This is a genomic window from Brevundimonas sp., from assembly GCF_030656255.1.
GTDB lineage: Bacteria > Pseudomonadota > Alphaproteobacteria > Caulobacterales > Caulobacteraceae > Brevundimonas.
On record NZ_JAUSOE010000168.1, the window covers coordinates 1 to 15,626 of the forward strand.

The window sequence follows — 15,626 nt, forward strand, 5'->3', positions numbered from 1 at the left end:
CAGCCCCAGGAAGTCGAACTTCACCAGGCCGGCCGGTTCGACCCATTTCATGTTGAACTGGGAGGCCGGAATGGTGGAGCGCGGATCCTGGTACAGGGGCACCAGTTCGACCAGGGGCCGGTCGCCGATGACGATGCCGGCGGCGTGGGTCGAGGCGTTGCGGTACAGCCCCTCCAGCTCCAGCGCCGTCTCCAGCAGGGTGCGAACCGCAGGCTCGGCGTCCCTCGCCTCTTTCAGGCGCGGCTCAAGGTCGATGGCCTGGGCCAGGGTGACAGGCGCGGCCGGGTTGTTCGGCACCATCTTGCAGAGCCGGTCCACCTGGCCCAGCGGCATCTGCAGCACCCGGCCGACGTCGCGCAGCACCGCCCGCGCCTGCAGGGTGCCGAAGGTGATGATCTGGGCCACCCGGTCCTTGCCGTAGCGGTCCTGAACATAGTCGATCACCTCTTCGCGCCGCTCCTGGCAGAAGTCGATATCGAAGTCGGGCATGGAGACCCGTTCGGGGTTCAGGAACCGCTCGAACAGCAGGCCGAACCGCAGCGGGTCCAGATCGGTGATGGTCAGGGACCAGGCGACCAGAGAACCGGCCCCGGAGCCCCGCCCCGGCCCCACCGGGATGCCGTGTTCCTTGGCCCATTTGATGAAGTCGGACACGATCAGGAAATAGCCGGGGAAGCCCATCTGCTGGATGATGCCGACCTCCCATTCCAGCCGGGACCAGTATTCCGCCTCCGGCACGGCGGGCGTGATCTGGCCCAGCCGGACCTTCAGTCCCTCGCGCGCCTGGTGGGCCAGTTCGTCGGCCTCGGACCGCCCTGCCCCGGTGTCGAACCGCGGCAGGATGGGCGCATGGGTGTTGACCAAGAAGGCGCAACGCCGGGCGATGTCGATGGTGTTGTCGCAGGCCTCGGGCAGGTCGGCGAACAGGGTCCGCATCGCCTCGGCCGACTTGAACCAGTGCTCACCGGTGATGCGGCGGCGGTCTTCCTGACCGGTGAAGGCCCCGTCGGCGATGCACAGCAGGGCGTCGTGGGACTTCGCCTGCGCCGCCTTGGCGTAATAGACGTCGTTGGTCGCGACCAGGGGCGTGTCGTTGGCGTAGGCCCATTCGACCAGACCGGGCTCGGCCCGCCGTTCGTCTTCCAGCCCGTGCCGCTGAAGCTCGACATAGAAGCGGTCGCCGAAGACGGATTTCATCGTCGCCAGGGCGGCCGAGGCCTCGCCTTTCTTGCCTTGCGTGAACAGGGGATCGACCGGACCGTCCGGTCCGCCCGACAGCAGGATCAGCCCCTCGGACCGAGCCACGACCTGGTCCCAGGCCACGCCCGGCTCAGCCATTTCGCCTGCATCCAGATAGGCCGAGGACGACAGGGCGCACAGGTTGCGCCACCCGGCCTCGTTCTGAACCAGAAGGACCACGGTCGGAGTCTTGGCCCAGCGCACGGCCTGTTGCCCGCCGATGCCGAACACCGGCAGGGCGCAGGCGATGATCGGCTGGACCCCGGCGTCACGGGTGTACTGACTGAACTCCAGCGCGCCGAACAGATTGGTCCGGTCGGCGATGGCCACGGCCGGCATGCCCGCGTCCGCCGCCAGCTTGCCCAGCTTGCCCGCCTTGATCGCGCCTTCCAGCAGCGAATAGGCCGAGCGGACGCGCAGATGGACGAAACCCTGACTGTTGACCGGTTCGCTCACTGGACCTCCGCCTGTCGCGCCTCCGAAGGGAGGCCGCGCATCATCCTGGACCGAGTCTCACATCGCCGCCCGCCGGAACACAGCAAACCTTCAGCCGGGCCGTGCAATCATCGATCCGCTGTGGATAGAGGCTTCAGACCTTCACGGCGAAAAAACACAGTCTGAATAGTCTGAAATCTCTCATAAGCGACTGATTTTACACAACGCAGATTCAGACACTGCCCGCGCGAGTCTGAAATCAGGCGGTCGTCACGCTGAAGGCCAGGGTCCAGACCATCCAGACGAAACCGCTGCACGAGGCCAGCGACAGCATATCTCTCATCAAACGCGGCATGGCGGCTTATCCCCAGACATGAATGTTCTTGCCTTGTTCTATGTTCGCTCATTGTTCTCGTCAACCCCGGTCTTTTCCCAAGGGCCAGGACGACCTGAAACCATTTGCAGCGGCGCATCGTATGCCTGTGGAGAAACGGAGATATCCCCATGACCAAGTCTCTGAAATTCCTGGCCGGCGCGACGACCGCCGCCGCCCTGGCCGTTCTGGCGACCGCCGCCCTGCCCCGGACCGACCGCGCCGAGGCCCAGCCGGCCTCGACGCCGCTTCAGACGGCCGTCTTCGCCGGCGGCTGTTTCTGGTCGGAGGAAAAGGCGTTCGACGGCCTGCCCGGCGTTCGCTCGGCGGTGTCGGGCTTCGTCGGCGGTCAGACGGCCAACCCGACTTATGAGCAGGTGGTGCGCGGCGGCACCGGCCATATGGAGGCGGTCCAGGTGACCTTCGATCCGCGCGTGGTCAGCTATCGCGCCCTTGTGGACCGCTACTGGCGCACCATAGACCCGACCGATCCGAACGGGCAGTTCTGCGATCAGGGGCCGTCCTATCGCGCGGCGGTCTTCGCCACGGCGGAGCAGAGGGCGGCGGCGGTGGCGTCGCGCGATGCCGCCATGCGTGTTCTGGGCAAGAGCTTCACCACCCCGGTCGTCGGCGCCCAACGGTTCTGGCCCGCCGGGGCGGAGCATCAGGACTACGCCCGCCGCAACCGCGCCCATTACGAGGCCTATCGCCAGGGCTGCCGCCGGCCCCAGAGGCTGCGCGCCATCTGGGGCGACGCCGCCGTGGGGTGACGGCGTACGCCAGGTGTCAGTAGGCCTGGCTCAATAGGCCTGACTTTGGGCCGCCCGCTCTTCCAGATGGCCGTCCTTCAGGGCGAAGACGCGGTCCATGTGGCCGGCCAGCTCCATATTGTGGGTGGCGATCAGGGCGGCGACGCCCGTGGTCTTGGCCAGGTCGCGCAGGGACTCGAACACCGACTGACTGGTGGTCGGATCCAGGTTGCCGGTCGGCTCGTCGGCCAGCAGCAGGCGCGGCTTGTTGGCCAGGGACCGGGCGATGGCGACGCGCTGTTTCTCGCCGCCCGACAGCTGGGCCGGCTGGTGGGTCAGGCGTTCGCCCAGACCCAGGGTCGTCAGGGTCTCCTCGGCCTGGGCGCGGGCCTGGGCCAGACTCATGCCCGCGATCCGCATCGGCAGGGCGACATTGTCGCGGGCGTCGAACTCGGCCAGCAGATGGTGGAACTGATAGACGAAGCCGATCCGCGAAAGGCGCAGGCGGGTGCGGGCGCGCTCGTCCAAATCCCCCACCATCTCGCCGTCGATGGCGACCGTGCCCTCGGTCGGCTTCTCCAGCAGGCCGGCGGCGTGCAGCAGGCTGGACTTGCCGGAGCCGGAGGGGCCGATCAGCCCGACCATTTCGCCGGGCATGACGTCCAGATCCACGCCCTTCAGCACGGTCAGGCCGCCGTTGGCGGTGTCATAGGTGCGGGTCAGGCCGCGCACCGACAGGATAGGAGACCTACTCATAGCGGAGCGCCTCCACGGGATCGATACGGGACGCCGTCCAGGACGGCGGCAGGCTGGCGACGCAGCTCATGATCAGGGACCAGACGGCGACCCAGGTCACGTCCATTGGATCGACCAGGGCCGGGATGGCGTCCAGCTGATAGACGTCGGCGTTGAACAGTTGCACGCCCAGCACGGCCTCAATGGCGTGCTGGATTGTGCCGATGTTCCAGCAGAACAGCAGGCCCAGGGCCAGGCCGGCCAGGGTGCCCGCCACGCCGATCATGGCCCCGGACATGAAGAAGATGCGCAGGATCGACGACGGGCTGGCGCCGACGGTGCGCAGGATGGCGATGTCGCGCGTCTTGTTCTTCACCAGCATGACGATGCCGGAGATGATGTTCATGGCGGCGATGGCGACGACCAGGCCCAGGATGATGCTCATGGCCACCCGCTCGACCCGCAGGGCGCCGTAGAAGGCGGCCAGACGCTCGCGCCAGTCGCTGATCACCGAGCCCGGCCCGGCGGCGTCGCGGATGGCGGGGATCAGGTCGGCGACGCGGTCGGGATCGTCGACCTTGATCTCGATGACATCCCAGACGCCTTCCTTGCCGAAGAACAGCTGCTGCTGCTCCAGGGGCATGAACAGGTAGGCGCGGTCGAAGTCGGCCGTGCCCGAACGGAACAGGCCGCCGACGAAATAGGTCTTCTCAAGTCCGCCCAGATTGCCGAAGGCGCTGTCGGCGCCGGTCGGGGAATAGAGGGTGACGGGGTCGCCGACTCGCAGGCCCAGGGAGTTGGCCAGAGTCGCCCCCATCAGGATGCGGTCGCCGCCGTAGGCGCCCTTGCCGAAGTCGGCGCGTTCCTTGGGCGTCAGACTGTCGAAGACGTATTTGGTGGTGGCCAGGTCCTGGGGCCGCACGCCGCGCACCATGGCACCGGTGGTGAAGTTGCCGACACGGACCAGGCTCTGGCTTTCGTTCAGGGGCGTAACGCTGACCACGCCCGGCACGTCGGCGATCCGCTTCAGGGCGGCGTCCCGGTCTTCCGACGTCAGGACCGGTCCCTGGACGTACATATGGCCGTTGAACGACAGCATCCGGCCCAGCAGTTCCGAGCGGAAGCCGGCCATGATGCTCATGACGCTGATCAGCACGGCGACGGCCAGCATGATGCCGATGAAGCTGATCACCGCAATGGTGGCGACCCCGCCCTCCTTGCGCTTGGCGCGCAGGTAGCGGAGGGCCAGGCCGATCTCCCACGAGGAGAAGGCGCCGGAAGGACGGGACGGCAGGTTCAAGCAGTCAACCTTTCGAGGGCTTCGGCCAGGGGAACGGAGACCTTCTCGCCGGTGGCGCGGCGCTTCAGCTCGACCACGCCGTCGGCCAGGCCCTTGGGACCGATGGTCAGCTGCCACGGCACGCCGATCAGATCGGCGGTGGCGAACTTGCCGCCCGGCCGTTCGTCGGTGTCGTCGTACAGCACGTCCTTGCCCAGTTTCTCGAGCTGGGCGACCGCGTCCTCGCAGGCGGCGGAGACGGCGGCGTCATTGGCGCGCAGATTGATCACGACCACGTCGAACGGGGCCACGGCGTCGGGCCAGATGATGCCGCCCTCGTCATGGCTGGCCTCGATGATGGCGCCCAGCAGGCGCGACACGCCGACGCCGTAGCTGCCCATGTGGACATTGGCGTCCTGACCGTCCGGCCCGGCGACCTTGGCCTTCATCGGCGCCGAATATTTCTCGCCGAAATAGAAGATGTGGCCGACCTCGATGCCGCGCGCCGACAGGCGGTCGCCCTCGGCGGTCTCGGCCTCGAACCGGGCTTCGTCGTGCATTTCCTCGGTTGCGGCGTAGAGCGCCGTTCGTTGATCAACGATTGACTGAAGATCATCCCAGTCCACGTCCGCGCCCGGCGCCGGCATTTCGACCAGGGCCTTGTCGCAGAAGACCGCGCTCTCGCCGGTCTCGGCCAGGACGATGAACTCGTGGCTCAGGTCGCCGCCGATCGGGCCGGTGTCGGCGCGCATCGGCACGGCCTTCAGGCCCATGCGGGCGAAGGTGTTCAGATAGGCCACGAACATGCGGTTGTAGGCCTTGCGGGCCGAGGCCTCGTCCACGTCGAACGAATAGGCGTCCTTCATCAGGAACTCGCGGCCGCGCATCACGCCGAAGCGGGGGCGGCGCTCGTCGCGGAACTTCCACTGGATATGAAACAGGTTCAGCGGCAGCGACTTGTAGGACTTCACATAGGCCCGGAAGATGTCGGTGATCATCTCCTCATTCGTCGGCCCGTACAGCAGCTCGCGCTCGTGACGGTCCGTGATGCGCAGCATCTCGGGGCCGTAGGCGTCATAGCGGCCGCTCTCGCGCCACAGGTCGGCCAGTTGCAGGGTCGGCATCAGCAGCTCGACCGCCCCGGCCCGCTGCTGCTCTTCACGGACGATCTGCTCGATCTTGCGCAGCACCCGCAGGCCCAGCGGCAGCCAGGCGTAGATGCCGGCGGCCTCCTGCTTGATCATGCCGGCGCGCAGCATCAGCTGGTGCGAGACAATCTGGGCGTCCGAAGGGGCTTCCTTCAGCGTGGGCAGGAAAAAGCGCGACAGGCGCATGATGGGGAATCCTAGGCGTAGAGACAGTCCAAGGCTTTAGCCGCTGGACCGGGGCGAAAGCTAGGCCGGGATGGGGATTAGACCGCCTGTTTTAGACCGCCGGCCCGCGCGAGAAGTCCGGCAGGGGGAGCCAGCCGGTGAAGATCAGCACCATGACGAAGACCCAGACCAGGGCGGCGACCCAGGTGGTGGTGATGAATTTGCGCTTCAGGTTCGGCGTCGTCGGCGCGCCCCACTGGGCGCCGTCCGTCGGCGGTTCATGGGTCTCGCGCGAGGTTCCCAGCGGCAGCACCCCGAACAGCACCGTCCACCAGACGATGATGTAGATGCCGAACATGGTGATGGGGCCGATAGGCATGAGACCTCCTGTCCGGGCTTTGGCGCCCGGTTGAAACCGGTCTAGAGGATCGGCCTCCCCTGGACGAGTCCCCGACATGCCGCAGATCACCCTGGAATACACCCGCCATCTGGCCGACACCGACTGGACCCCGGTCGCCCTGGAGATCCACCAGGCCGCCGTCGAGATCGCCGGCGCCGCCTTGTCAGCCTGCAAAACCCGGCTGATCGCCCTGGATCATGTCGTCATCGCCGGTGATGCGCCCGAGACCGCCATGCTGGCCTGCCGCATCGGCCTGATGCTGGGCCGCACGCCGGAGCAGAAGATCGCGCTGAGCGAAAAAGTGCTTGAGATACTGACCGCCGCCTTGGCCGACGCGACCGGCAAGGTCGAGGTGTCGGCAGAGGTGTTCGAACTGAACGAGACCTATCGCAAGGCCACGCTCGGCTGATTGGACATCGGGTATGCCGCCCCTCAGGGGTGCGGCCGGCCGACGCCATACCGCGCCGCCAGATAGGGGGCGATGGCGTGATCCTGCAGGAAGCGGCGCCCGGTCGTTTCGCTGACCTGGGCCTGCGGCCAGTCCAGTTCGCCGTCCAGGATCAGGATGGGGCAGCTCTGATGCGCTTCGCCGACCTGCTCGATCACAGGGGGGCGTGGGCGGGGATGGTCCAGATAGACCACCTCAAGGACGTCTCGCAGCCGGGGATAGAAGGCCAGCACGCCTTCGATATAGGCGCCGGGCGGGCAGAACCACGGGCCGCCCTGGTCGTCATGCCAGTCGGGATTCAGCAGGAAGAGTCGTTCGGCCATGAACGAGATATAGCGGACCTCTGACGGGTTCCGCGACGTCTATTCGCAGGCTGCGCCGAAGCCCGGCGCGCGTAACGCCAACAGGATGGATGACCGCTCCGCCTGGGTGATGGCGCCTGACCGTTCCAGCACGCAGCCGACGGCTGTGTTCGAGTTCGGCGCCAGCAGTCCATAGGTCATACCTTCGGCCGCCAGATGCGCCTGGGCGCCCTTCAGGGCCTCGATGGCTTCCGCGACGCGGGCCGGGTCTCTGGTGATCCGCGTCATCTCGTGCAGCGCTTCTCCCGAGCTGGGGAAGTCATAGGCGTCTGGGCCATACGGGGCGATTTCGGCGGACAGACGCTCCGGGTGGACGTCGATGCCGAACTTGGCGTTCTGGCTGGCGGAGAAGGCGATGGCCGGCCCGCTCGCGGGCACCACCAGGATATAGGCGTGGCGCGGGAACAGCAGATAGTGGGCCATGTATTTGGTCACGGGCACCAGAGGCAGACGGTCCGGCCCCAGGGCGTGGACGCCGACATAGACGCCGGACGGCAGGCTGCGGGCGTCGATCCGGCCGTTCAGTTTCAGGATCCGGTCCACCATGACATGGTCGAGCAGGAAGACGCCGTCCTCGGCCTCCCGCTCAAGATAGGCATGGATGGCGGCGGTGTCGGGCGCGGGGCCGAGGTCGCGGCCATAGACGGTCGGAAAGGCCGTCGGCGACATGGGCTGGCCCTCCGCCGGGCTGAACCACAGGACCCGCAGTTCCTGAACCGTCCGCGACAACGGTTCCTCACCGCGGAAGGTGGACAGGCTGAGCGCCAGATTGACGGCGGCGAACAGGGCGACAAACCCTGCCGCCCCTTGCCCCGCGATCAAGGCCCACCGACGCCAGCCCCGCAGCGGATGGCGGGCGTGGCGCACCCGTTCCAGCATACGGCGGCCGCGTGTGGGGCCGGGTTTGCTGGACATCAATGGGGTGCTCCTTGACCGTTCGCGCAGACAAATGCGCGCGAACGGTCAAGGTTGCATCAGACGCGCAGGACGACCGTCTCGACGATCGGGCGGCGATCCCAGATCTGCTGGCTGGCCTTCTTCAGTACGCGCGCGACGGCCTGCTCGATGACCATTTCGTCGTCCAGAGCCTCGCCCTTCAGGTTCTTGATCACCTGCTCGACGCGTTCGGCCAGATTATCCAGGGCGTCGCCCAGCGGCGTAGAGGTGTCGCCGGGCAGGCCGACGCTGCGGATGTCGATGTCGCTGGCGATGCGGCCGCGCTTGTCCAGGGCGAAGCTGACGATCAGCACGCCGTTGGTCGAGGCGTGGCGACGCTCCTTCAGGGCCTCGCCCTGTTCGGTCACCAGCATGCCGCCATCGACGTACAGGCGGCCATTCGGCACTTCGTCGATGATCTTGGCCGGTCCGGGGGCCAGGCGCACCATGTCGCCGTTGCGCGGCGTGACGGTTTCCTTGACGCCGATGTCCTTGGCCAGGTTGGCGTGTTCCAGCAGGAAGCGGCGCACGCCATGGGTCGGCACCGCGATCTGCGGCCGCACCCATTCGTACATCTGCTTCAGCTCGTCACGGCATGGGTGGCCCGAGACGTGGATGCCGGGGTGATCCTTCTCGGTGTAGAGGCGCACGCCTCGATCCGCGAGCCGGTCCTGCAGATTGCCGATGGCCAGTTCGTTGCCGGGAATCTGACGCGACGAGAAGATGCAGTGGTCGCCCAGGCCCAGTTTGACGACCGGGTGGGTGCCGTCGGCGACGCGCGACAGGGCCGCACGGGCCTCGCCCTGGCTGCCGGTGCACAGATACAGGATCTGGTCGGCGGGCCAGACACGGGCCTCTTCATCCGACAGGAAGGGTTTGACGTCCTGCAGCATGCCGACGTGTTTGGCTGCGGCTGTGATTCGGTGCATCGAGCGGCCGGCCAGGGACACGCGACGTCCGCAGGCCTCGGCGGCGCGGATGACGCTGTCCATCCGGGCGACGTTGGAGGCGAAACAGCCCACGGCGACCCGGCCCTTGAGGCTGGAGATCAGTTTGGTGATCGCGACGGCCACATCGCCCTCGGAGCCGGCGACGCCCGGCACGAAGACATTGGTCGAATCGCAGACCATGGCCAGCACGCCCTCGTCGCCCATGGCGCGGATGGCGGGGGCGTCGGTCTTCTCGCCGATGATCGGCTGGTCGTCGATCTTCCAGTCGCCGGTGTGGAACACCACGCCCAGCGGGGTGTCGATGGCCAGGCCGCTCGGCTCGGCGATCGAGTGGCTCATGTTGACGAAGGTGACGCCGAACGAGCCGATGTCGACGGTGCCGCCCAGCGGCACCTCGATCAGTTGCACCTCGTCCAGGATGCCGCGCTCGCGCAGCTTGTCCTTGATCAGATAGGCGGTGAAGGGGGTGGCGTAGATCGGCGCCTTGATGCGCGGCCACAGCCAGCCCAGGGCGCCGATATGGTCTTCGTGCGCATGGGTCAGGACAATGCCCTTGATCGTCTCGCCTTCCAGATAGGAAGGATCGGGCACGATCACGTCGACGCCGGGCGTGGACAGGTCGCCGAAGGTGACGCCGACATCGACGATCAGCCATTCACGATTGTCCGCCGGGCCGAAGCCGTAGGCGTTCAGGTTCATACCGACTTCGTCGGAGCCGCCCAGCGGCAGGAAAACGAGTTCGTCTTGGTTTTGCTTTTTCATTCAGTCAGTCATTTGGGCGTTACGACGCCAGATTTCTAGGAGGCCGCGAATAGTCAGGTCGGGATCGAAGTGATCGATGCTGTCGGTCGCGCCTTCGAACAGGCTGGCGACGCCGCCGGTGCCGATGACGGTCATGGGCCGCGCCCATTCCGCCTTGATGCGCTGGACCAGGCCTTCGATCAACGAAATATAGCCCCAGAAGACGCCGGACTGCATGGCCTCGACCGTGCCCTTGCCGATGACGTGGTCCGGACGCTGGATGGCGATGCGCGGCAGTTTGGCCGCCGCCTCGTGCAGGGCCTGGAGCGACAGATTGATGCCGGGGGCGATCAGACCGCCCTCGAACGCGCCGTCGTCGGCGACGATGTCGAAGGTGGTGGCGGTGCCGCTGTCGATGACGATCAGGTCGCCGGGATAGACCAGCTTGGCCCCGATGGCGTTGACCAGGCGGTCGGCGCCGGCCTCGCTGGGCTTGGCGATCCGCACCTCTATGCCCAGCTCGGCGTTTTCGCCGATCACCAGGGGTTCGATGTTCAGATAGCGGCGCGCCAGATTGCGCAGGTTGAAGATCGACTGGGGCACGACGCTGGAGATGATGCAGCCGGTCAGGGCGGCGAACTCCAGCCCCTTCATGACCATCAGCTGGTTCAGCCAGACCGCGTATTCGTCGGCCGTGCGGCTGGCTTCGGTGGCGGCCCGCCACTGGGCGATCCATTCGGATCCATCATGGACGGCGAACAGCGTATTGGTGTTGCCCTGTTCGATGGCCAGCAGCATCAGACCGCCCCGCCAAAGAAGACATCGCCGGCCGAGATCAGCCGCACCGAGCCGTCGGTCAGACGCAAGCGTAGGGCGCCGTCAGGCTCGACCCCTTCGGCCACACCTTCCAGGGTCTCATGATCCAGTCGTGCGACGCAGGGGCCGTTCAGCCCGGTTAGGCGGCTGGTCCAGGCGTCCAGCACCGGCTCGAAGCCCAGGGTCTGCCAGCGGCCCCACCAGACGGCGAAGGTCTCGGCCAGGATCTCGGCGGCGGCCTCGATGGGCGGGACATAGACTAGGTCGGCGCGCAGACGGGCGGCGATGGAGGTCGCGCCGCGTTCGGTGTCCTCCGGTGCGTGGGCCAGGTTCACGCCGATGCCGACGGCCAGCCACAGGTCGCCGTTCGCATGGGCGCCGGACTCGACCAGGATGCCCGACACCTTGACCCCGTCCAGCAGGACGTCGTTGGGCCATTTGATCGAAACCAGGGCCGGCGAGACGAAGACGTCCAGCAGGTCGGCCACTGCCAGGGCGGCGATGAAGGTGGCCTGGGCCGCCTCGGCCGCCGACTTGGGCGTGGTGATCAGCAGGGTGGAGGCCAGGTTGCCCTGATCCGTATCCCATTTGCGGCCGCGTCGCCCCCGGCCGGCGGTCTGACGACGCGCCACGATCCAGCGCGGCCCGGCCTCTCCGGCCTCGGCCAGGCGACGGGCCTCAGCGTTGGTCGAGTCGATCTCGTCGAGAATGACCAAGGGGGCAGGCGTCAACGCCCTAACCGTTCCCGAAGCCGGCGCTCGCAACCTTGGTCAGCGGCTCCAGCCAGGTCAGACCCACGATCACCAGCGGGAAGGCGAAGGCGGCGCAGGACCAGCCGATGATGCTGGTTTCCGGCGAGGACTTGTCCATCTGGATGTCGTCGACGGGCGCGTCGAACCACATCAGCTTGATGATGCGCAGATAATAGAAGGCAGCGACGACCGAGGCGACCAGACCGGCGGCGGCCACCGGCCACAGACCGGCGTCGGCGGCGGCGCCGAAGACATAATACTTGCCCCAGAAGCCCGAGAACGGCGGCATGCCGAGGACCGACAGCGACAGGATGGTCAGGGCCACGGCCGTGACCGGACGGTCCTTCTTCAGACCGGCCAGATCGGCGATGCGACGGATCGGACGGCCCGACTTGGACAGGCTGAGCAGGATGGCGAAGAAGCCGAGTTGGTCGATGACATACAGGGTCATGAACATCAGCATGGCCTGCAGGCCTTCGCTGGTGCCTGCGGCGATGCCCAGCAGGGCGTAGCCGATGTTGGCGATCGACGAATAGGCCAGCAGACGCTGGATATCCTTCTGCACCAGGCCGCCGAAGGCGCCGACGACGAAGCTGATCAGGGAGATGGCGACCAGAACCTGAGACCATTGGGCGTGGGCCTCGCCGAAGCCGCCTTCCAGCGCGCGGGCGATCAGGACCATGGCCGCAACCTTGGGCGCCGTGGCGAACAGGGCCACGACCGGGGTCGGGGCGCCTTCGTACACGTCAGGCGTCCACATGTGGAAGGGCGCGGCCGAGACCTTGAACGCCAGACCGCAGATCAGGAAGACCAGACCGAAGACCAAGCCCGGGCCCGGGTTGTTCTGGGCGAAGGCGGCGATGTCTTCGAACCGCATCGAACCGGCGAACCCATAGATCAGGCTGGAGCCGTACAGCAGCAGGCCCGACGACAGGGCGCCCAGGACGAAATACTTCAGACCCGCTTCCGACGCCTTGACGTCGTCGCGGTGGAAGGCGGCCAGGACGTACAGGGCCAGCGAGTGCAGCTCGATGCCGACATACATGGAGATCAGGTCGCCCGAGGACGCCATCATCCCCATGCCGACCGAGGCCAGCACGATCAGGACCGGATATTCGAACTTGGCGATGTGGGTCCGCTTCATCCAGCCGTCGCCGAGGATGACGGCCACGGCGGCGGACAGATAGATGACGCTCTTGCCGTAGATGGCCAGCGGGTCGGCCACATAGGCGCCGTTGAAGGCGACGCCCCACGGTCCCATGAAGGCGATGACGGCGGCGGCGATCAGCAGCAGGACCGACAGGATCGACACCAGCCGGGCGCTCTTGTCGCCGATGAAGGCGCCGACCATCAGCAGGACCAGGGCGCCGACCGCGAGGGTCAGCTCCGAGGCGGCGAGATGAAGGGCGGAGGACAGGTCAGGCATGTTTGGTCTCACCCGCCGATCGCGACGCGATAGGCATTGGTCAGGGCCTCGACGGCGGGCCCGGTGTAATCAAGGACGGCGGCCGGATGGACGCCCAGCCACAGGGTGCCGAGGATCAACGGCACGAACAGCAGCAGCTCACGCTTGTCGATGTCGGCGATGGTCTTCAGCTTCGGATTGGTGATCTCGCCGAACATGACCGCCCGATACAGGGTCAGGGCATAGACCGCCGAGAAGATGACGCCCGAGGCTGCGACCAGAGCCGCCCAGGTCGAGGCCTGATAGGCGCCCGTCATGGTCAGGACTTCGCCGATGAAGCCCGAGGTGCCCGGCAGGCCGACGTTGGCCATGGTGAACATCAGGAAGATGGCGGCGAACCAGGGCATGCGCGAGGTCAGGCCGCCGTAGAAGGCGATCTCACGCGTATGCATCCGGTCGTAGACCACGCCGACGCACAAGAACAGGGCGCCCGAGATCAGGCCGTGGCTGATCATCTGGAACACCGCGCCCTGCATGCCGATGTCGTTGCCCGAGAAGATGCCCAGGGTCACGAAGCCCATGTGGGCGATCGACGAATAGGCGATCAGCTTCTTCATGTCCGTCTGACGCCAGGCGACCAGCGACGTATAGACGATGGCGATGACCGACAGGGTGAAGACCAGCGGGCGGAACATCTCGGACGCGACCGGGAACATCGGCACGTTGAACAGGATGAAGCCGTAACCGCCCAACTTCAGCAGGATGCCGGCCAGGATGACCGACCCCGCCGTCGGCGCCTGAACGTGGGCGTCGGGCAGCCAGGTGTGAACCGGCCACATCGGCATCTTCACCGCGAAGGAGGCGAAGAAGGCCAGCCACAACAGGGGCTGAACCGAGGGATCAAAGGCGTACTGCTTCAGCTCCGGGATGCTGGTGGTGCCGGCGGTATGCGACATCCACAGCATGGCCAGCAGCATCAGCACCGACCCCAGCAGGGTGTAGAGGAAGAATTTGTAGGCCGCGTAGATCCGGTTGGCGCCGCCCCAGATGCCGATGATCAGGAACATCGGCACCAGGGTGCCTTCGAAGAAGATGTAGAAGAGATACAGGTCCAGCGCCGTGAAGACGCCGATGACCAGGGTCTCCAGCACCAGGAAGGCGATCATATATTCGACGACGCGCGTCTCGATCGATTTCCAGCTGGCCAGGATGCAGATCGGCATCAGGAAAGCCGTCAGCAGGACGAACAGGATCGAGATCCCGTCGACGCCCAGATGATAGCTGGCGCCCGCGAACCAGGGGACCATTTCGACGAACTGATAGCTGACGTTCGACGGATCGAAGCCGGCGACCAGCACGACCGAGACCCCCAGCACGACCAGGGTCGTAATCAGGGCGATCCAGCGGGCGGCCGGGGCGGCGGCGTCCTGGGACTTGGACGCCAGCCGGGCGAGGAAGATCGCCAGGGCGCCGACCAGCGGCAGGAATGTAACGAGGCTCAGAATGTAGGGCACGGGCTCAGGCTCCCCACGCGAGGATGGCGAAGGTGAGCAGACCGGCCACCCCGAGCAGCATCACGAAGGCATAATGATAGACGAGGCCAGACTGGAGCTTGCCCAGTCGTGCGGCGGATTTCAGCGACGCCCAGGCGGCGCCGTTCGGGCCGAGGCCGTCGATGATCTTCACGTCGACGATCTTCCAGAAGGCGTCGCCCACGGCCTTGAAGCCGCGCACGAAGACGAAGTCGTACAGCTCGTCGAAATACCACTTGTTGTACAGGAAGTTGTACAGGAACCCGCCCCGCTCGGCCATGCGACGGCCCATGCCTTCGCGGGCGACATAGATCCAGTAGGCGAAGGCCGTACCGGTTAGGGTCAGGATCAGCGGCGACCACTTCACCCAGGTCGGGACGTCGTGGCTTTCGTGAAGCACATGGTTGTGCTCGCCGGTGAAGATGGCCCCGCGCCAGAACTCATGCTCGTGGTGGCCGATGAAGTGCGGCGCGAAGACGAAGCCTGCGGCGACCGCACCGACCGACAGCAGGATCAGCGGAACCAGCATGACCCAGGGGCTCTCGTGCGGCTTCAGCGGGCCGTGATGGGCGTGGTCATCATGAGCGTGATCATCATGGGCGTGCGCATCGGCGACCGGCTCGGAATGGGTTTCCAGCTGGGCGTGGGACGCGTGGTCGTCCCCATGATGGGCCGCATGATGGGCGTCGCCCTCTTCCTTCCAAACCGGCTTGTTGTGGAAGGTCATGAAGATCAGGCGCCAGGAATAGTAGGCCGTCAGACCCGCCGCGATCAGGCCGATCGAGAAGGCGAACATGCCGACTGCCGAATGGCCCGAGGCGGCCGAGGCGAAGGCGCTCTCGATGATCGAGTCCTTCGAATAGAAGCCGGCGAAGCCGCCGACGCCGGGGATGCCCAGGCCAGTGATGGCGATGGTGCCGATGGTCATGACCGCATAGGTGATCGGGAGAAGCTTCCACAGCCCGCCCATCTTCCGCATGTCCTGCTCGTGATGCATGCCGTGGATCACCGAACCGGCGCCGAGGAACAGCAGAGCCTTGAAGAAGGCGTGGGTGAACAGGTGGAACATGGCCGCCTGATAGGCGCCGACGCCCGCCGCGAAGAACATGTAGCCCAGTTGCGAACAGGTGGAATAGGCGATGACCCGCTTGATGTCGTTCT

General features: G+C 66.3%; 15 protein-coding genes. 2 read left to right on the forward strand and 13 right to left on the reverse strand.

The features are described 5' to 3' along the window. The coding region (dnaE, locus tag Q7J26_RS16570; protein ID WP_304937458.1) for a DNA polymerase III subunit alpha at positions 1-1,695 on the reverse strand (1,695 nt) is incomplete at its 3' end. A gap of 483 nt (positions 1,696-2,178) precedes the next feature. Here dnaE and msrA point away from each other — a divergent pair. Continuing rightward, positions 2,179-2,817, forward strand: a complete 639-nt coding sequence (msrA, locus tag Q7J26_RS16575; RefSeq protein ID WP_304937459.1) for a peptide-methionine (S)-S-oxide reductase MsrA — start codon at positions 2,179-2,181, stop codon at positions 2,815-2,817. Between the two features lie 30 nt (positions 2,818-2,847). Here msrA and Q7J26_RS16580 read toward each other — a convergent pair whose 3' ends face one another. The 4 genes from Q7J26_RS16580 to Q7J26_RS16595 form a co-directional block, all read right to left on the reverse strand. After that, positions 2,848-3,552 (reverse strand): ABC transporter ATP-binding protein, encoded by a 705-nt coding sequence (locus Q7J26_RS16580; RefSeq protein ID WP_304937460.1) that lies wholly within the window; start codon positions 3,550-3,552, stop codon positions 2,848-2,850. Beyond that, a complete protein-coding gene (locus Q7J26_RS16585; RefSeq protein WP_304937461.1) occupies positions 3,545-4,831 on the reverse strand; it encodes a lipoprotein-releasing ABC transporter permease subunit in 1,287 nt (428 codons plus the stop codon). Before Q7J26_RS16585 ends, Q7J26_RS16580 begins: the two co-directional genes overlap by 8 nt. Continuing rightward, positions 4,828-6,144 carry a proline--tRNA ligase gene (gene proS / locus Q7J26_RS16590; RefSeq protein WP_304937462.1) on the reverse strand — a complete coding sequence of 439 codons (1,317 nt, stop codon included), beginning with the start codon at positions 6,142-6,144 and terminating at the stop codon, positions 4,828-4,830. Before proS ends, Q7J26_RS16585 begins: the two co-directional genes overlap by 4 nt. A 91-nt stretch (positions 6,145-6,235) precedes the next feature. Beyond that, entirely contained in the window at positions 6,236-6,502 is a 267-nt protein-coding gene (locus tag Q7J26_RS16595; protein ID WP_304937463.1) for a DUF1467 family protein, read from the reverse strand. A 76-nt stretch (positions 6,503-6,578) separates the two neighbouring features. Here Q7J26_RS16595 and Q7J26_RS16600 point away from each other — a divergent pair, with 76 nt between their 5' ends. Continuing rightward, positions 6,579-6,932, forward strand: a complete 354-nt coding sequence (locus Q7J26_RS16600) for a 5-carboxymethyl-2-hydroxymuconate Delta-isomerase (RefSeq protein ID WP_304937464.1) — start codon at positions 6,579-6,581, stop codon at positions 6,930-6,932. A gap of 23 nt (positions 6,933-6,955) precedes the next feature. Here Q7J26_RS16600 and Q7J26_RS16605 read toward each other — a convergent pair whose 3' ends face one another. The 8 genes from Q7J26_RS16605 to Q7J26_RS16640 form a co-directional block, all read right to left on the reverse strand. Beyond that, positions 6,956-7,294, reverse strand: coding sequence for a DUF3088 family protein (locus tag Q7J26_RS16605; RefSeq protein ID WP_304937465.1), 339 nt, complete (start codon positions 7,292-7,294; stop codon positions 6,956-6,958). Positions 7,295-7,333: 39 nt separating this feature from the next. Further along, entirely contained in the window at positions 7,334-8,248 is a 915-nt protein-coding gene (locus tag Q7J26_RS16610; protein WP_304937466.1) for a hypothetical protein, read from the reverse strand. Between the two features lie 59 nt (positions 8,249-8,307). Continuing rightward, complete coding sequence (locus Q7J26_RS16615) at positions 8,308-9,981, reverse strand: ribonuclease J (RefSeq protein WP_304937467.1); 1,674 nt, start codon at positions 9,979-9,981, stop codon at positions 8,308-8,310. Then, complete coding sequence (locus Q7J26_RS16620) at positions 9,982-10,761, reverse strand: type III pantothenate kinase (protein WP_304937472.1); 780 nt, start codon at positions 10,759-10,761, stop codon at positions 9,982-9,984. It abuts the gene before it with no gap. Further along, positions 10,758-11,507 carry a biotin--[acetyl-CoA-carboxylase] ligase gene (locus Q7J26_RS16625; protein WP_304937468.1) on the reverse strand — a complete coding sequence of 250 codons (750 nt, stop codon included), beginning with the start codon at positions 11,505-11,507 and terminating at the stop codon, positions 10,758-10,760. Before Q7J26_RS16625 ends, Q7J26_RS16620 begins: the two co-directional genes overlap by 4 nt. Positions 11,508-11,511: 4 nt before the next feature. Continuing rightward, positions 11,512-12,954 (reverse strand): NADH-quinone oxidoreductase subunit NuoN, encoded by a 1,443-nt coding sequence (nuoN, locus tag Q7J26_RS16630; RefSeq protein WP_304937469.1) that lies wholly within the window; start codon positions 12,952-12,954, stop codon positions 11,512-11,514. Positions 12,955-12,962: 8 nt separating this feature from the next. Continuing rightward, positions 12,963-14,447: an NADH-quinone oxidoreductase subunit M gene (locus tag Q7J26_RS16635; protein WP_304937470.1), complete on the reverse strand. Its 1,485-nt coding sequence runs from the start codon at positions 14,445-14,447 to the stop codon at positions 12,963-12,965. Positions 14,448-14,451: 4 nt separating this feature from the next. Beyond that, positions 14,452-15,626 (reverse strand): proton-conducting transporter membrane subunit (locus Q7J26_RS16640; RefSeq protein WP_304937471.1); only part of this gene is annotated, 1,175 nt, incomplete at its 5' end.